Origin of the sequence: Streptococcus sp. FDAARGOS_256, assembly GCF_002289235.2 — a bacterium.
Classification (GTDB): domain Bacteria; phylum Bacillota; class Bacilli; order Lactobacillales; family Streptococcaceae; genus Streptococcus.
On record NZ_NTGM02000001.1, the window covers coordinates 871,453 to 887,383 of the forward strand.

Here is a 15,931-nt window from a genome sequence, read left to right on the forward strand (position 1 = left end):
CTCTTTTTTTAAGATTTTTTTAAAGAAATGAGGTATAATAAATCATAATTAAAGGAGAGTATCATGTCTAACTATCGTAGAACTTCAAAACCAAAAACAGAACACATCAAAAAGGGATTTACTGTCTTTCAAAAAACGATTGCTACCATCGGTAGTATCCTTGGCCTAATCACCGCTACTATCACCATTATGAACGCCATGGATAATAACAAAAACAACAAAAAAGAACCGACGACAACCCAAACAACTGTTGTCAAGGAGATTCAAAAGGAATCCCCTCAGGAAAATACTACACCTAACAGGGACAACACTTCCACTAAAGAAAATACCACGCAAGAAGAAACTTCTCAATCCAATAAAAAAGAGGAGAAAAAAGAAGAGCAGAAAACAACAACTCAGGATTCTTCTACACCTTCCTCAACAAAAGAAACAAGCGATAATGGAACACAGTCAAATACGACGAGTTCTGAAACTAAAACGAACCAGTAATCACCAAAATAGCTTCTTTCCAAATTTGGAAAGAAGCTATTTTTTATTGTTGCAATACTTTTCGTGGTTTGGTTCCCTCAGCTGGACCGATGACACCTGCCATTTCGAGTTCTTCCATAAGGCGGGTCGCACGATTAAATCCAACTGACAAACGACGCTGAATCATTGAAGCGCTAGCTTTCTGGGTTTCGATAACCAAAGCCTTAGCTTCTTCAAAAAGCGGATCGCCACCAGCTTCACCATCAGAAAAATCTCCTTCATTTTCAGGAACATCTCCTGGGTCAAAGCTGTCATCGTAGTCCGCATCTGCCTGAGCCTTGATGAAGTTTACGATACGTTCAACATCATCATCCGAGATAAAGGAACCTTGCAGACGGACTGGATGATTTTCATCAATTGGTTTAAAGAGCATATCTCCTCGACCAAGCAGTTTTTCTGCTCCATTCTCATCCAAGATGGTTCGTGAATCTGTACCTGATGAGACTGCAAAAGCCACACGAGATGGGACATTGGCTTTGATAAGACCAGAGATAACATCAACCGATGGACGCTGCGTTGCGAGAATCATGTGAATCCCTGCGGCACGCGCTTTCTGTCCGAGACGAATAATGGCATCTTCCACTTCCTTGCTAGCCACCATCATGAGGTCTGCCAACTCATCCACAATGACAACAATCAAAGGCAGCGGTACTTGTTTGTACTCAGATTGGCTATTAAATTCCTCAACCTTGGCATTGTAACCAGCGATATTTCGCACACCAACCTTGGCAAAGAGTTCGTAACGGTTTTCCATCTCATCCACAACCTTTTGCAGGGCCTTGCTGGCCTTGCGTGGATTGGTCACAACTGGGATCAAGAGATGAGGAATGTCGTTGTAAACTGATAGCTCAACCATCTTTGGATCCACCATCATAAACTTGACTTGGTCTGGTCTTGCTTTCATCAGAATGCTAGCAATAATACCGTTAACTGCGACTGATTTCCCTGATCCCGTCGAACCTGCAACGAGTAGGTGGGGCATCTTGGAAAGGTCAAAGGTGCGGGCAGTTCCATTGACAGCCTTACCCAGAGGAATTTCGAGGAGATTTTCTGGTTTAGTCTGAGACTGTTCCCAGAGTTCTCGGAAGGAAACAGTCGCGATTTCTGAGTTAGGAACCTCAATTCCGACTAAGGATTTACCAGGTATTGGTGCCTCAATCCGGACGTCCTTGGCCGCCAGAGCTAGCGCTAAGTCATCTGCCAGATTGGAAATGCGGTTAACCCGTACACCAACTGCTGGCTTGACTTCATACTTGGTAACTGATGGTCCTATTTCAGCCCGTTCCACCGTCACCTTGATACCAAAGCTAGCAAAGGTTTCTTCTAAAATTTTGATATTTTCTCGAACAATCTTCTTTTCCTTGGACTGATCTTTGGGTTTATCTGGCGCAAAGAGTTGCAAGCTTGGCAGTTTGTATTCGAGAGCTTCTTTGGCAGAAAAATCAACCTGCACCTCTTCATCCTCAAAGTCTTCTTCCACATCTGGAACGTCAAAATCAGTTTGAGGGAGGATAATCTCCGGTTCGATCCACTCTTCCTCAGGAATTTGGGGGAAATCGTAGTCTGGTACCTCTGATAAGATTTCTCCCGTTTCAGGATCTACAGGAGGAAGCGGTAATGCATCCTGTTCTTCTTGTTCTCTCTGAATTCTGGCGGCTTCTTCAGCTTCTTGACGAGCCTTCTCTTCTTCTCTCTTGATGAAGCGTTCCTGTTTTCTCTGTTCCTGTTTTTCTATGAAGGATCTGAACTGAGCTCCAATAAAGGCTGCAACATCATAAATAGACCAGGGACTAACCAAGAGTGCCCCAACTAGAATCAAGAGAACTCCAATAAAGTACGATCCGATATTGGAGAAAAGAAAGGATATGGGGATATAGAGTCCAACACCAAGCAGGCCTCCACCAGCAAAGCTAGTCACCCGCATACCAGTCAGGTCCGTCATAACTTGAGACAGGGTCCCTTTTAGGACTGACTGCTCCAAGCCATATTTCCATACCAAGTAGGCCTCAAAAATCAAGAGTAAGCCAGCAAAGATACAGAGAAATCCTGACAGAAGTCCCTCTTGCTTGCGGATCCATTTAAAAAGAAAAAGATAGATGAGGAGACCACCTATGGCCACATAGGCCAAACTTCCGACCACCAGTCGAATGAGATTGTAAAGAGTGACACCTGCTGCACCGAGTTTGAGGGCTGCAATAATCAATAACAAGGCAATTCCTAAGGAAATCAACATCCTCTGGATAGCCTGTTTTCTTTCGAGTTCTGCTTTAGACGGTCTCCGTCTTGTTTTTGTAGTATTCTTGTTTGCCATTCTTTTATTATACCATATTTCACAGCCATTTCGAATAGAGAAAAAGATTGCACCAAATGGTAACAATCTTTCTATTCTAATCCTTTTTATGCTTGTGGTTTGCGTAGGTAACCATAAACCACACCACTTACAATTGCGCCAACCAATACAAAGGCAAGGTAGAGAAGGGCATTTGAAGTAAGAGCGATGACGAAGATTCCTCCGTGTGGCGCCATGAGTTTGATTCCTGCAAGACCAACGAGTCCGCCTGCTACTGCCGAACCAAGGATGAAGCTAGGAATCGCACGAGCTGGGTCTGCTGCACCAAATGGGATCGCTCCCTCAGTGATAAATGACAAGCCCATGATGATGTTTGTCAAACCAGAGTTGCGTTCTTCTTTGGTAAATTTATCTTTAAAGAGAAGGGTTGCGACAAAGATGGCAAGTGGTGGAACCATTCCTCCGGCCATAACTGCTGCCATAGCTACAGAACCACCTGAAGAAACAGTCGCTGCAAGCGTACCTGTACCAAAGACATAAGCAGCTTTGTTGACTGGTCCACCCATGTCAACAGCCATCATGCTTCCAAGAACGATACCAAGAAGGACAGCTGAACCTCCTCCAAGACCGCCTAGGAAGGCATTCATATCGGTGTTGATTCTTGCCATTGGGATGTTGACAGCTAGCATGACAAATCCAGTCAAAATTGTTCCAAAAAGTGGCAAGAGAAGGATTGATTTAGCACCTTCAAGTGAACGAGGAACTTTGACATATTTCTTGATAGCAAGAACCAAGGCTCCTGCGATAAATCCACCAACAAGTGCACCTAGGAAACCAGATGAGACACCTGCAAGAGTTGAAGTTGCTTCACCACCTGCGGCATAAGGAATTTTACCAAAGGCAAAACCTTCTTTGGCAATAGCACCAGCCACAAAACCTGCTACCAAACCTGGTTTTTCGGCGATAGAGTAGGCTACGTAGCCTGCAAAAACTGGAAGCATCAAGCCAAAGGCTGCTCCACCGATTTTCATGAACATAGAAGCTAGCTCATGGTAAGATCCGAGATTACCAAGACTATCTTGTGGCACACCAAAAGCTCCGTCGATCAAGAAGGCAAGGGCAATCATGATACCACCACCGATAACGAATGGCAACATTTGAGATACACCACTCATCAAGTGTTTGTAGAAAGCACCACCAAGACTTTGTTTTTCGTTAGATGCTGTTGCAGCTTTTGCTCCATTAGCAGCATGGTAAACTTCAGCATCTCCTGAAAGAGCCAAGTTGATCAATTCTTCCGTCTTACGGATACCGTCTGCAACCGGACGGTTAACCAAAGGTTTACCATCGAAACGATCCATCTCAACTGCCTTGTCTGCAGCGATGATAACAGCTTTAGCCTTGCGGATGTCCTCTGCAGTTAGTTGATTTCCAACACCGCTAGCACCATTGGTTTCAACCTTGATCCCAACACCCATTTCAGCAGCCACTTTTTGAAGGGCTTCTTGGGCCATATAAGTGTGGGCGATACCTGTCGTACAAGCTGTAACAGCTACGATAAAGTCGCCAGATTCATTGGCAGGTGCTTGAACAGGCTCCTCAGCTTTTTCTGAAGCTTGGTCAAAAAGTTCGATAACTTGATCTGCAGATGTTACTTGACGAAGTTTATCAGCAAAACCATCTTTCATCAAGTATTGAGACAATTCTGCCAAGGCTGCTAAGTGAGTATCATTGGCACCTTCTGGAGCAGCAATCATGAAGAAGAGGTCTGTTGGTTGCCCATCCAAGCTTTCGTAGTCAACACCCTTGTTTGACTTAGCAAAGAGAACCGTTGCTTCTTTGACAGCAGAATTTTTACTGTGAGGCATAGCGATTCCATCACCCAAACCAGTGGAAGTGAGAGCTTCACGCGCTAAAATTCCTTCTTTAAAGGTTTCAAAATCCGTCACGTAACCGTGATCTACCAAGCTATGAATCATCTCTTCGATGACAGCTGTTTTTTCAGTTGCCTGTAAATCCAGCAACATGACATCTTTTCTCAATAGGTCTTGAATTTTCATCGTTTTTCTACCTCAACTTTTTCATATGTTTCTTTAATAAAGTCCGCTGTTGCCAAGTCATCTGAGAAGGTCGTTGCTGTGCCACAAGCAACTCCCCATTTGAAGGCTTCTATTGCGTCTTTTGATTTGACAAATTGACCTGTAAATCCAGCTACCATAGAGTCACCAGCCCCGACTGAATTTTTGACTGTTCCCTTGATAGGTTTGGCGAAGTAAGCTCCCTCAGATGTGACAAGAAGAGCACCGTCGCCAGCCATGGAGATAATAACGTTTTGAGCTCCTTTGGCCAGTAACTGACGAGCATAGTTCTCGATTTCATCTAAACTTTCGAGTTTCACTCCAAAGATAGCTCCAAGCTCGTGATTGTTTGGTTTAACCAAAAGTGGCTGGTAGTCCAAACTATCAATCAAGGTCTGTCCTTCAAAGTCACAAACCACTTGCGCACCAGTCTGGCGTGTCAAGGCAATCAAATCTTTGTAAATAACATTACCTAGATTCTTAGCACTCGAACCCGCAAACACAACCGTATCATCTGCTGTCAGACTAGACAAAATAGCTTTCAACTCTTCTAGCTGAGCCGGTTCCACATTTGGACCAGTCCCGTTGATTTCTGTTTCTTGGTCTGCTTTAATCTTGACATTGATGCGAGTATCTTCTGCTACTTGGACAAAACGAGTTTCGATTTCTTCCTCTGTAAGGGTATCTGTGATAAATTTACCAGTAAAACCTCCGATAAATCCAGTCGCAGTATTTGGAATACCCAAGCGTTTCAAAACACGACTGACATTGATTCCTTTCCCACCAGCAAACTTATCATCACTGTCCATACGATTGACACTACCGACTTGAACTTGGTCCAAGCGCACGATATAGTCAATGGATGGATTGAGTGTGACTGTATAAATCATACTTCTATTACCTCCGTTTTCTTCTTAATAGCCTGCAAGAGCTCATGCCCTTGACTTGTGATGACAATAGCGCGTTTAAGTGGTGCTACCTTGGCAAAGCAAGTTTGTCCAATCTTAGACGAATCCACTAAGACATAGGTTTGTTTGGCATTCTCTAAAATAGCACGCTTAACGGCTCCCTCCTCCATATCAGGAGTCGTATAATAACCATCGTCTACACCATTCATCCCAACAAAGGCACGGTCAAAGTGCAATTGATTGATTTGGTTAAGAGCAACACCACCGATACATGCATCTGTTGCCATCTTGACACTTCCTCCAACCATGACAGTTGGAATCTGTTTTTCAACCAACTGAACCGCATGGTGAATGGAGTTGGTCACAACTGTAATATTCTTATTAACCAATTCCTTGATTAAAAAAGCAGTTGTCGTTCCAGCATCGATAAAAATGACATCTTTTTCCTTAATAAGAGAGGCTGCTTTCTGAGCCAGTAGCTTCTTCTCTTGAAGGTTTTTGACAGATTTTTCTTGGATGGTTTCTTCTTCCTGCAAGGAGTGGGGCAATTCTGCTCCACCATGCACACGGCGAAGTTTGTTTTCCGCCTCCAGCTCATCCAAATCTCTTCGAACCGTTGATTCTGATGTTTCTAATAGACTAACCAATTTTTCTAGGGAAACTACATGATGTTGATTTAACTCCTCTAAAATCAGTTGCTTCCGCTCAGTTTTTAACACCAAATCACCTCCTGTTATCGTTTACACTATTCATTCTAGCACAATTTCTATCAAAGTCAAGCATTTTTTATCATTTTCTTTCAATTTCTATCATTTTTCTTATTTCCAAAATTTTTATTGCAAGATAAGTGGCTTTATGGTAGACTATTTGAGTAAGTATTGGAAGATTACTCAAGAGGCTTAAGAGGCCGTGTTGGAAACGCGGTAGGCGTGTAACAGCGTGCGTGGGTTCGAATCCCATGTCTTCCGTAGAAAAAAGAAAAACTGCACCTCAATGCAGTTTTTTTATCGTTCTAAGAACAATACATAGAAATGAAAGGCTGAGTTACTCTAACTATCACACTATTTTTTTCTGTATCCTTCCCTATCCTAGAATCACTTTGATTTCATAAAAAAACAAGTAGTTTATTAGGACTACTTGTTTTTCTTCTAAATCTTGTGATTAGATATTGCTTTTATCTTTTTTATCTGAAGATTTGTCTGTTGATTTATCAGTGGATTTGTTTGAAGATTTATCAGAAGACTTGTCTGTTGATTTATCATTAGACTTAGTTGAGTTTTTACGGACAATTTTATCATAACCTTCTGTATCATCAAGCAACTCTGTCGCCAAAGTACGGTAATCTTCTTGAGAAATCAGCCAGTTTCCATCCTTATCCTTTGTTAATTTGATTTCAGTATCAAAATCACCAGTAGTGAAAGGTGTATGAGCTAAGTTAGGGTCAACGTCACTGTAGGTTGAGAAATCTTTCTTAAATAGATGCTCAAAAATCCAGTAAGAAACCAATGTTTGGTAACGCTTGATGTCAACGTTTGAACCAGCTTGATTGTATTTACCTAGGTTATCAACACCTCCAATAAGAGTAGTGAGAACTTCCCTTGTAGATGAAGCCAATCCTTTAGAGTGTAACTTCTTAGAGTTGAAAGTAACAGTCGCTGTATTTCCTGATTCATCAACCTTCACGTCTTTAACAGTGTAAGAACCGATATCTTGATATAATCTACGTCTCATCTTCAAGAAACCTGAAATGGTTTCTTCTGGAGTTTCTACAGGGAAATCTTTGTGCCATTGTACTGAATAGGTAGATGCAGGTGAAAGCCCTTCTTCTTTGATTTTTTCACTTGTTTGTACAGCAAATACTGCCTCAGTCCATTTTTCATAAGTGTCGCCATAAATCTTCTTAAATCGAGCAGAGTCGCTAGTAAGAACTGAGTCTAAGAGAATCTCAGCATCTTTTGTAACTTTTTCTTTAACTTCTGCAGCTTCATCTTTCTTCTCAACTTGTTCCGTATTCTCCTTGTTATCAGAAGAAGCTTCAGATGACTGATTAGAAAATACAGAACATGCACCCAAGACAACTGTTGAAAGTGCTAAGATACTTAGTAACTTGATCTTTTTCATGTTTCACCTCTTTATGAAAATTTACTCTTGGAGACTACCTCCAAGGATAGTTGTTTAGAAAAACACTGGGTTTATCTAACGGAGAATGGGGGATTCGAACCCCCGCGCCAGTTACCCGACCTAACGATTTAGCAAACCGTCCTCTTCAGCCTCTTGAGTAATTCTCCACTAACACACTAGAATAAATAGGATACAACGAAGGATACAACAAAGGATATAATTTGGAAAAAATCTACTGTATACCTGTTCATAATGGAGCCGGTGGGAGTCGAACCCACGTCCAAACACCTGCCAACATATTTGTCTACAACCATAGGTTATGTATTGTTTTAACAATCCCTAGACACATAACTCAAGCCTAGGAACTGCGAGTCTATTAATCTCTTATCAAACCACTAGACAAGGCTTGATCGTATCTCGCTAATCATAAGACCTGTCATTGAACACGAGCAATCCAAATCAGGTCACGCCTGCTGGTTTTTAGGCAGCTAGAGCGTAAGAAGTGTTATTTTTTGCAGTTATATTTAACTGAGCGTTTACGTCGCCACACGGGTTGCAAAATATGCCTCATAATGCCTGTCGAATCCGTAACGACCCCAGGATGTTAGAACTATTATAACCTATCTTCAAAAAAAATGCAAAATCAAGCCGTTTCTTTAGAAAAGAACCCCTTTTAAGGCTTCTGATAAGGCTTGATAACCGGCTACACTTAGATGGAGCCCATCTGTTGTATAGGCTGATTGAAGTTGCCCTTCTGAATCTGCCAAACTATCATAAATTGGTAGAAAATCTACTTGCATATAGGCGGAGACTAGAGCCTCATAGGCTTGATTCCATTCTCTGATCTTTTCATTGGTACGAATATATACTGTCTGCTTGTATTCTTCTCCCTCATTGACTGGCAGAATGGAAAGGAGCTTTATTTGTGACAGCGGATATTCTCGGGCAATCGATTGGATTACACGCTCAAGATTATCCAAAGCATCATTCATGGGAATATCTTTTCCAATATCATTTGTCCCAATTAAGAGAACAATTTGATCGACAGCATCACCATAAAGATGGGCATCCAAATTCTCTAATAACAATCTCGTCTGATAGCCTCGGATGCCACGATTAACAATCGTCTTGGCAGTTCCCAACAACTCTTGAAGAGGGTAATACTCCACTATCGAATCACCAATAAAGATGATATCTGGCTCTAGAACAGATACTTGATTCAATTCACGATACTTGGTTTGAATTTTTGTCTGCTCTTTTAGGAGCCAATTTTCTAATAACTGTACTGCCACCTTATCTCTCTTTCTCTAACCAATTTTCTAGAACTTGATAAACACCAGCCTGGCTGTTCGCTGGTGCTAGGGCAGTCGCAACTTCCTTGGCCTCATCATCTGCATTTTCCATCGCATAGGCAATACCAGCCATCTCCAACATCTCAACATCATTTTCACTGTCACCAAAAGCCATGATCTGTTCCGATGTCAAATCCCAGCGCTTGAGTAATTCTTCCAATCCCCAAGCCTTGTGAACACCAGCCTGTAGGATATCGATACAACCATAACCACTGGAAACAGCTCTTACATGCCCATCAAAGAGATCATTGATTTCCCGCAAAACAGAACTCGATCGTTCTTCACCAACGACCATGCTCATTTTAAGCACTCCACCAAAGAGGTCAGCTTGTAACTCTTCCACAAAATTCATTCGTTGATAGAGTCTTTCAATCATCTCTGGAGTCATAAATTTTTCTAGGTCTGTAAAAACAGTTCCTTCCTTGACAAAACTCCCATTCATACTAGTTACGACGAACTGATCTCGGCACTCTCTCCCTTTAAAATGAAGGAGAGCCTTGTCAACCATAGCATCATCCCAGGTCTGAGCTTGAATCAGTTTATTGTTTTCAAAAATACGCGCCCCATTGGCAACTACTAGGATCACTCGTTCAGCCAAGTGTCCCAATAGTTCTCTCATACGATGAACCTCATTCCCCGTCGAAATGACAAAACGGATATCCCTTTGATCCAACTGATCTAAAATCTTTTCCAAGCGGGGCAGATCTAGCTGACCTCTCGAGTCTAGCAAGGTTCCATCCATGTCTGTTGCAATTAATTTAATCGTCATCATATCTCCTTTAGGGTGAGCACCTACCACTTCAACCCTACATGTTCATTCATTTCTTTATAGGCCGTGTCAATGCGTTCCTTGGTCGCCTCATCCAACTTGTCACGGTAACTGCCTCCCTCGATGAAGTCCTCTAGGATATAGGTCTGATAGAGGAAGAGCGGATAACCTTCTGGAGAGTAAGTCCCTTTGGGTGTTCGATTGACCCAAGTAGGATGCGCTTTGGCAGTTTCAATCCTAGTCTTGCCATCTTTTTTCTTAATGGTCACATCCATGAGGACACCGCGCTCCGTCCACTTGGCATTTTCCTCATCTTGCATGGTTTCAATGCGTTGATTTGAGAGGAAATTTCCCATGGAATAGATGATCAATTTTTTGTCACCATCTTTTTCAACTGTCTCAGCAGGTTCAACGACGTGAGGGTGCCCTCCAAAGATAATATCAGCTCCCCAGTCAATCATCTTGTGGTACAGTGTTTTCTGTTCTTCCGTCGGTTCTAGCTGGTACTCAATTCCCATCTGAGGCATGATGACAGTGATATCCGCCTCTTGCTCAGCTCGTTCGATTTCCGCCTTCATCTTATCTTCATTCAGGTCAGAAAGATAGCGATTATAGTCCTCTTGAGAGATATACTGCTCAATGCCATTAAAACCGTAGGAATAGGCCAGGAGAGCTACCTTGATACCATTGACTTCCTTGATAACTAGTGGAGCTTGGTCTCGGGATTCATGTGTGTAGACTCCTATGGGTGTCATCCCTGCCTTTTCAATAGCTTCTGCTGTCGAAACCACTCCCTCTATCTGAGAATCCAAGATGTGATTGTGAGCCAAGTCTAGAACTTGATAGCCTGCATCTTTGATAGCATCCATGACTTCTCCAGGTGCATTAAAGAGAGGATAACCTGCCAAATAGTGATCTTTGTTCACCGTTCCTTCAAAGTCACCAAGCACTAAATCCGCTTGCTTGAGCCATGGTTTTACATATTCAAAATTTTCGTGGAAATCGTAGCTACCGTCTTCTTTCAGAGCTGTTCGGTAGATGGGGATATGGTAGAGAAGATCACCATTTGCCATGATACGGGCTGTCGTTTCGTCAGACTGATTTTCTTTGGACTGGCTAGACGCTATAGTCTGACTGCTAGGGCTTGTTGCCTTGTTGCCTTGTACTGCTCGAACTAATAAGTTCCCCCCCATGGATAAGGCAACTGCAAGCAATAACACAATAATAAACTGAGCATTTGTCCAAGATTTATAATTCCTAAAGAAACCAATACCACTCTTCAACAATCCAAAAATAGGACCATGAGACCGTCTATCTTGTCGCTTTTCCATCTTTATTCCCCCCTTGCTTTTACTGCAAGCCTTTTCTTTTATTATACCACAGACAAAAGAGGAATACCGTTTATTATATTATTTTTTAGAAACTTCTGTGACTTTCTTTCTCGTCTATTTTGTGTTATCATGTAGAGGTAATGAAAGGAGAGAAAATGTCTGCTATAGAACGTATTACAAAAGCTGCTCATTTAATTAATATGAACGATATTATCCGTGAGGGGAATCCGACTCTTCGCGCAGTTGCTGAGGAGGTCACTTTCCCACTGTCTGACCAGGAAATCATCCTTGGAGAAAAGATGATGCAATTCCTCAAAAATTCTCAGGATCCTTTTATGGCTGAAAAGATGGGACTCCGCGGTGGGGTTGGATTGGCCGCTCCTCAGTTAGATATCTCAAAACGCATTATCGCTGTTTTAGTGCCAAATATTGTGGAAGAAGGTGAAACTCCACAGGAATCCTACGACCTGCAAGCTGTTATGTACAATCCAAAAATCGTATCTCACTCTGTTCAGGACGCTGCTCTTGGCGAAGGAGAAGGTTGCCTTTCTGTTGACCGAAACGTGCCTGGCTATGTAGTCCGCCATGCCCGAGTCACTGTTGATTATTTTGACAAGGACGGCGAAAAACACCGTATCAAGCTCAAAGGCTACAACTCTATCGTTGTCCAACATGAAATTGACCACATCAACGGAATCATGTTCTACGATCGTATCAATGAGAAAGACCCATTTGCTATCAAAGATGGACTCCTCATCCTCGAATAAAGAAAATCCCGTTGCAAGACGGGGTTTTGTGTTATAATAAAGGCATGAAAACAAATGATATTGTCTATGGCGTCCACGCCGTTACCGAAGCCCTCCTTGCAAATACAGGAAACAAACTCTACCTCCAAGATGATCTCCGAGGTAAGAATGTTGAGAAAGTCAAGGAACTGGCTGCCGAGAAAAAGGTCTCCATCTCTTGGACCTCAAAAAAATCCCTCTCTGAAATGACCGAAGGCGCTGTCCACCAAGGTTTTGTTCTACGAGTGTCCGAATTTGCCTATAGCGAGCTGGATCACATCCTTGCCAAAACACGCCAAGAAGAAAATCCACTTCTGTTGATTCTGGATGGTCTAACTGACCCTCACAACTTAGGTTCTATCTTAAGGACTGCTGATGCGACCAATGTTTCAGGTGTCATCATTCCCAAGCACCGTGCTGTCGGAGTGACTCCTGTTGTTGCCAAAACGGCCACAGGTGCTATCGAGCACGTTCCAATTGCCCGAGTGACCAACCTCAGCCAAACTCTTGACAAACTCAAGGATGAAGGCTTCTGGACCTTTGGAACAGATATGAACGGCACCCCTTGCCACAAGTGGAATACAAAAGGGAAAATCGCCCTCATCATCGGAAATGAAGGAAAAGGTATCTCTAGCAACATCAAAAAACAGGTCGATGAGATGATTACCATTCCGATGAATGGACATGTTCAAAGCCTCAATGCCAGTGTTGCTGCAGCCATTCTCATGTACGAAGTTTTCCGAAACCGACTATAAAAAAAGTTTCCAATCACTTGATTGGAAATTTTTTTGCTTAACTATGTTCTGTGATAAATTTATAGGCTTCTTGACCAGCGATAGCCCCATCTCCAACTGCTGTTGTTACTTGGCGAAGATCTTTTTGGCGAACATCACCAACCGCAAAGATACCGTCAATGGCAGTTTTCATGTGGTTATCTGTCACAATCCAGCCTGCCTGGTCTTGGATATTCAAATCCTTAACAAAATCGCTAACAGGATCCAAACCAACGTAGATAAAGACACCTCCAAAGGCTTGCTCTGTTACTTGACCTGTTTTCACATTTTCAAATACGACAGATTCTACTCGGTTTTCACCCTTGATTTCCTTAACTACAGAGTCCCAGATAAAGTTGACTTTCTCATTTGCAAAGGCACGGTCTTGTAAAACCTTTTGGGCACGAAGTTGGTCACGACGGTGAACAATAGTGACAGTCTTGGCAAAGCGAGTCAAGAACAGAGCCTCTTCTACCGCTGAATCTCCGCCACCAACTACCAACAAATCTTGGTCACGGAAGAAAGCACCATCACACACAGCACAGTAAGAAACACCTCGACTGTTCAGTTCTTCTTCTCCGGGAACTCCCAAGAGACGGTGTTTTGACCCAGTTGCCACGATGACAGTACGTGTTTCGTAAACTTGATCATCAGTGATTACCTTCTTATAGTCCCCCTGGTCTTCAATATTTTCAACATAGCCATAAAGATGCTCCACTCCAAGGTTTTCAAGTGGTTCAAACATTTTTTCAGCCAATTCAGGGCCACTGATGTTGGCATAACCTGGATAGTTTTCAATATCAGATGTATTGTTCATTTGCCCGCCCGGCAGACCACCTTCAATCAAAGCCACTTTCAGATTGCTTCGGGCAGCATATAAGGCAGCCGTCATTCCCGCAGGTCCAGCACCGATAATAATCGTATCGTACATTTTGATTCCTTCTTTCTTGTTGTAACTATCTTTATTCTAACTCATTCTTGCTAATCACGCAAGGATTATGCCTTGAAAACCAAGAGCAAACTCATGACGGCAAAGGATAACACCGGAACGACCAAAACTCCAATCATAATCATATCATAGAGATGAGCTTGACGAGCCTTGGCTGTCTTGTCCACACCAGACATGGCTCTCAATCCAATCCAAATCCCCAAAAAAATCACAACCAGGATGGTCGTTAAGATCAAACTCTCGAAATATAAAGAAAACAGTTGCAGCAGCATGATCTCTCTCGTTTCTATCTTTTTTAAAGAGTAAACTCAGCTAGTCCAACTAACTGAGTTTTCCTTTTTCTATTATATCAAATATAAGTCCGTTTGTAACTAGCGAAGAATTCTTTTGTTCGTTCTTCTTTCGGATGATTGATGATTTCATCCGGTGTGCCAGACTCGATGATTTTCCCTTTATCTAGGAATAAAACCTTGTCTGCCACTTGGGTTACAAAAGACATATCATGACTGACCAAAATCATGGTCTGACCTGACTTGGCAGCGTCTGCAATAGACTTTTCCACTTCACCGACCAATTCTGGGTCTAGAGCTGAAGTGGGTTCGTCTAAGAGCAAGACATCTGGTTTCATAGCAAGCGCACGCGCAAGGGCAACCCGTTGCTTCTGTCCACCTGATAAGTGGCGAGGGTAATGGTTTTCACGGTCAGAAAGACCAACTTTAGCCAACTCTTCCTTAGCGATTTTTGTTGCTTCATCGTCCGATAATTTCTTAACGACAACCAAACCTTCCTTAACATTGTCAAGAGCAGTTCGGCGTTCAAATAAATTAAACTGTTGGAAAACCATAGACAACTTGCGACGAAGGGTTAGGATCTCTTCTTGGCTAATCTGAGAAAAATCAACTTTAAAATTGTCAATCTGAATCGTTCCACTATCTGGAGTTTCAAGGTAGTTCAAACTACGAAGAAAGGTTGACTTCCCAGCTCCAGATGAACCAATCAAGGCTACTACTTCTCCCTTTTGGATATCCAAGTCCAGATGATCCAAGACAGTCTGTCCTGAAAAGGATTTGCTTAAATTCGAAATCTTAATCATTAACGAAGGTCTCCTTTCACATCTGTAGATACTGCATCCGGCGCTGAGATAGCCATTTTTCTCTCGATGAAACGACCGAGGCTCTCAATTCCGATATTGACTACCCAATAAACAAGAGCTACGGAGATGAAACGTTCAAAATAGCGATAATCGGCTCCACCCAAAATCTGAGCTTGGGCGAAGACCTCCACAACACCTGCACTAAAGGCTAGAGAAGTTCCCTTGGTCAAACCGATAAGGGAGTTAATCAAAGTCGGCGTCGCTACCACCGCCGCATTTGGAATAATTACACGACGGTAAACTTGCGCACGAGTCATACCCAAACTACGCGCCGCCTCAATTTCGCCTGGATTAACAGAAAGGATGGCTGCACGAATCGTTTCACTTGCATAAGCCGCCTCATTAAAAGCAAAGGCCACAATCGCAAAAAGCGCTGCTGGAATCGCATTGATATTGAAACCAGTGCCCCATTGCTGGTTAATAGCTTTCAGTGCCAAAGGAATTCCGTAGTAGGTCAACATAAGTTGGACTAGGATTGGGGTGCCTTTTAAGAAGCTGACGAAAAAGGCCTGCAAGGGATATAAAATCTTAACACGATTGATCTTAACAATGGCAAAAATCAAAGCAAGTAGCAAACCAAAGAGTGCACCTCCAAGCGTCAACATCAAGGTTGTAGGCAGTTGTTGGACAATCCTTGGAATTCCATCAAAGACCGAACGCAAACTAAAGAGCTTACCATCCGGAATGAGTTGCATCAAACTTTGGTACCAATCTGATGCTAAAAATGTTGTAACAATCATAAAAACATCCTCTCCTGATAATGATTCATTCTATCATACTTCTGTTCGCAAGCAAATTATTTGCTACGGGCTACTCAGACTTTGTCTATCTTCTAGTTTATCACACTTTAAAACAGGGAGGCTATATATTTTACCTATCAAGGAGATAAATAAA

The 15,931-nt window shown here is 42.5% G+C and carries 15 protein-coding genes, 2 tRNA genes and 1 other RNA gene; 4 read left to right on the plus strand and 14 right to left on the minus strand.

Annotated features, from left to right (window positions below; translation table 11 throughout):
* Positions 1–63 precede the first annotated feature (63 nt).
* The gene (locus tag A6J84_RS04495) at positions 64–489 is read left to right on the plus strand and encodes a DUF6556 family protein (RefSeq protein WP_070838164.1); all 426 of its coding nucleotides are present in this window, start codon (positions 64–66) and stop codon (positions 487–489) included.
* 43 nt (positions 490–532) lie between these two features.
* Here A6J84_RS04495 and A6J84_RS04500 read toward each other — a convergent pair whose 3' ends face one another.
* From A6J84_RS04500 to A6J84_RS04515, 4 genes are all read right to left on the minus strand, one after another.
* Positions 533–2,839, minus strand: coding sequence for a DNA translocase FtsK (locus A6J84_RS04500; RefSeq protein WP_083321239.1), 2,307 nt, complete (start codon positions 2,837–2,839; stop codon positions 533–535).
* 86 nt (positions 2,840–2,925) lie between these two features.
* A complete protein-coding gene (locus tag A6J84_RS04505; protein ID WP_095726142.1) occupies positions 2,926–4,878 on the minus strand; it encodes a fructose-specific PTS transporter subunit EIIC in 1,953 nt (650 codons plus the stop codon).
* Positions 4,875–5,786: a 1-phosphofructokinase gene (gene pfkB, locus A6J84_RS04510; protein WP_070696957.1), complete on the minus strand. Its 912-nt coding sequence runs from the start codon at positions 5,784–5,786 to the stop codon at positions 4,875–4,877. Before pfkB ends, A6J84_RS04505 begins: the two co-directional genes overlap by 4 nt.
* Positions 5,783–6,523 carry a DeoR/GlpR family DNA-binding transcription regulator gene (locus A6J84_RS04515; protein ID WP_000920647.1) on the minus strand — a complete coding sequence of 247 codons (741 nt, stop codon included), beginning with the start codon at positions 6,521–6,523 and terminating at the stop codon, positions 5,783–5,785. The genes pfkB and A6J84_RS04515 overlap by 4 nt, the downstream gene beginning before the upstream one ends.
* Positions 6,524–6,684: 161 nt before the next feature.
* On the opposite strand from A6J84_RS04515, the gene A6J84_RS04520 reads away from it, so the two are divergent.
* Positions 6,685–6,772, plus strand: a tRNA-Ser gene (locus A6J84_RS04520).
* A gap of 193 nt (positions 6,773–6,965) precedes the next feature.
* Here the strand turns inward: A6J84_RS04520 and A6J84_RS04525 are convergent.
* The 6 genes from A6J84_RS04525 to A6J84_RS04550 form a co-directional block, all read right to left on the minus strand.
* Positions 6,966–7,925 (minus strand): hypothetical protein, encoded by a 960-nt coding sequence (locus A6J84_RS04525; RefSeq protein ID WP_000721422.1) that lies wholly within the window; start codon positions 7,923–7,925, stop codon positions 6,966–6,968.
* Between the two features lie 79 nt (positions 7,926–8,004).
* Positions 8,005–8,092, minus strand: a tRNA-Ser gene (locus A6J84_RS04530).
* A gap of 83 nt (positions 8,093–8,175) precedes the next feature.
* Positions 8,176–8,523: a transfer-messenger RNA gene (gene ssrA, locus A6J84_RS04535) on the minus strand.
* Between the two features lie 58 nt (positions 8,524–8,581).
* Positions 8,582–9,217, minus strand: a complete 636-nt coding sequence (locus tag A6J84_RS04540) for an SGNH/GDSL hydrolase family protein (protein ID WP_049520745.1) — start codon at positions 9,215–9,217, stop codon at positions 8,582–8,584.
* 1 nt (position 9,218) lies between these two features.
* Positions 9,219–10,046: a Cof-type HAD-IIB family hydrolase gene (locus tag A6J84_RS04545; protein ID WP_095726143.1), complete on the minus strand. Its 828-nt coding sequence runs from the start codon at positions 10,044–10,046 to the stop codon at positions 9,219–9,221.
* A gap of 23 nt (positions 10,047–10,069) precedes the next feature.
* Positions 10,070–11,377: a CapA family protein gene (locus A6J84_RS04550; RefSeq protein ID WP_095726144.1), complete on the minus strand. Its 1,308-nt coding sequence runs from the start codon at positions 11,375–11,377 to the stop codon at positions 10,070–10,072.
* Between the two features lie 155 nt (positions 11,378–11,532).
* Here A6J84_RS04550 and def point away from each other — a divergent pair, with 155 nt between their 5' ends.
* Both def and rlmB read left to right on the plus strand, forming a co-directional pair.
* Entirely contained in the window at positions 11,533–12,144 is a 612-nt protein-coding gene (gene def / locus A6J84_RS04555; protein WP_095726145.1) for a peptide deformylase, read from the plus strand.
* A 44-nt stretch (positions 12,145–12,188) separates the two neighbouring features.
* Positions 12,189–12,917 carry a 23S rRNA (guanosine(2251)-2'-O)-methyltransferase RlmB gene (gene rlmB / locus A6J84_RS04560; RefSeq protein ID WP_007517462.1) on the plus strand — a complete coding sequence of 243 codons (729 nt, stop codon included), beginning with the start codon at positions 12,189–12,191 and terminating at the stop codon, positions 12,915–12,917.
* 37 nt (positions 12,918–12,954) lie between these two features.
* Here the strand turns inward: rlmB and trxB are convergent, their stop codons facing one another.
* The 4 genes from trxB to A6J84_RS04580 form a co-directional block, all read right to left on the minus strand.
* Positions 12,955–13,866: a thioredoxin-disulfide reductase gene (gene trxB, locus A6J84_RS04565; protein WP_095726146.1), complete on the minus strand. Its 912-nt coding sequence runs from the start codon at positions 13,864–13,866 to the stop codon at positions 12,955–12,957.
* 65 nt (positions 13,867–13,931) lie between these two features.
* The gene (locus tag A6J84_RS04570; RefSeq protein WP_000926603.1) at positions 13,932–14,156 is read right to left on the minus strand and encodes a DUF4059 family protein; all 225 of its coding nucleotides are present in this window, start codon (positions 14,154–14,156) and stop codon (positions 13,932–13,934) included.
* Between the two features lie 77 nt (positions 14,157–14,233).
* On the minus strand, positions 14,234–14,977 hold the full coding sequence (locus A6J84_RS04575; RefSeq protein ID WP_000590975.1) for an amino acid ABC transporter ATP-binding protein: 744 nt from the start codon (positions 14,975–14,977) through the stop codon (positions 14,234–14,236).
* Positions 14,977–15,777, minus strand: a complete 801-nt coding sequence (locus tag A6J84_RS04580) for an amino acid ABC transporter permease (protein ID WP_000637477.1) — start codon at positions 15,775–15,777, stop codon at positions 14,977–14,979. Before A6J84_RS04580 ends, A6J84_RS04575 begins: the two co-directional genes overlap by 1 nt.
* Positions 15,778–15,931: the final 154 nt, after the last annotated feature.

Excerpts from the sequence above, each read along its gene's own strand:
- rlmB (WP_007517462.1), top strand. The coding sequence starts at position 12,189 with ATGAAAACAAATGATATTGTCTATGGCGTCCACGCCGTTACCGAAGCC.
- trxB (WP_095726146.1), bottom strand. The coding sequence starts at position 13,866 with ATGTACGATACGATTATTATCGGTGCTGGACCTGCGGGAATGACGGCT.
- A6J84_RS04575 (WP_000590975.1), bottom strand. The coding sequence starts at position 14,977 with ATGATTAAGATTTCGAATTTAAGCAAATCCTTTTCAGGACAGACTGTC.
- A6J84_RS04545 (WP_095726143.1), bottom strand. The coding sequence starts at position 10,046 with ATGACGATTAAATTAATTGCAACAGACATGGATGGAACCTTGCTAGAC.
- A6J84_RS04525 (WP_000721422.1), bottom strand. The coding sequence starts at position 7,925 with ATGAAAAAGATCAAGTTACTAAGTATCTTAGCACTTTCAACAGTTGTC.
- A6J84_RS04495 (WP_070838164.1), top strand. The coding sequence starts at position 64 with ATGTCTAACTATCGTAGAACTTCAAAACCAAAAACAGAACACATCAAA.
- A6J84_RS04505 (WP_095726142.1), bottom strand. The coding sequence starts at position 4,878 with ATGAAAATTCAAGACCTATTGAGAAAAGATGTCATGTTGCTGGATTTA.
- pfkB (WP_070696957.1), bottom strand. The coding sequence starts at position 5,786 with ATGATTTATACAGTCACACTCAATCCATCCATTGACTATATCGTGCGC.
- A6J84_RS04570 (WP_000926603.1), bottom strand. The coding sequence starts at position 14,156 with ATGCTGCTGCAACTGTTTTCTTTATATTTCGAGAGTTTGATCTTAACG.
- def (WP_095726145.1), top strand. The coding sequence starts at position 11,533 with ATGTCTGCTATAGAACGTATTACAAAAGCTGCTCATTTAATTAATATG.
- A6J84_RS04500 (WP_083321239.1), bottom strand. The coding sequence starts at position 2,839 with ATGGCAAACAAGAATACTACAAAAACAAGACGGAGACCGTCTAAAGCA.
- A6J84_RS04580 (WP_000637477.1), bottom strand. The coding sequence starts at position 15,777 with ATGATTGTTACAACATTTTTAGCATCAGATTGGTACCAAAGTTTGATG.
- A6J84_RS04550 (WP_095726144.1), bottom strand. The coding sequence starts at position 11,377 with ATGGAAAAGCGACAAGATAGACGGTCTCATGGTCCTATTTTTGGATTG.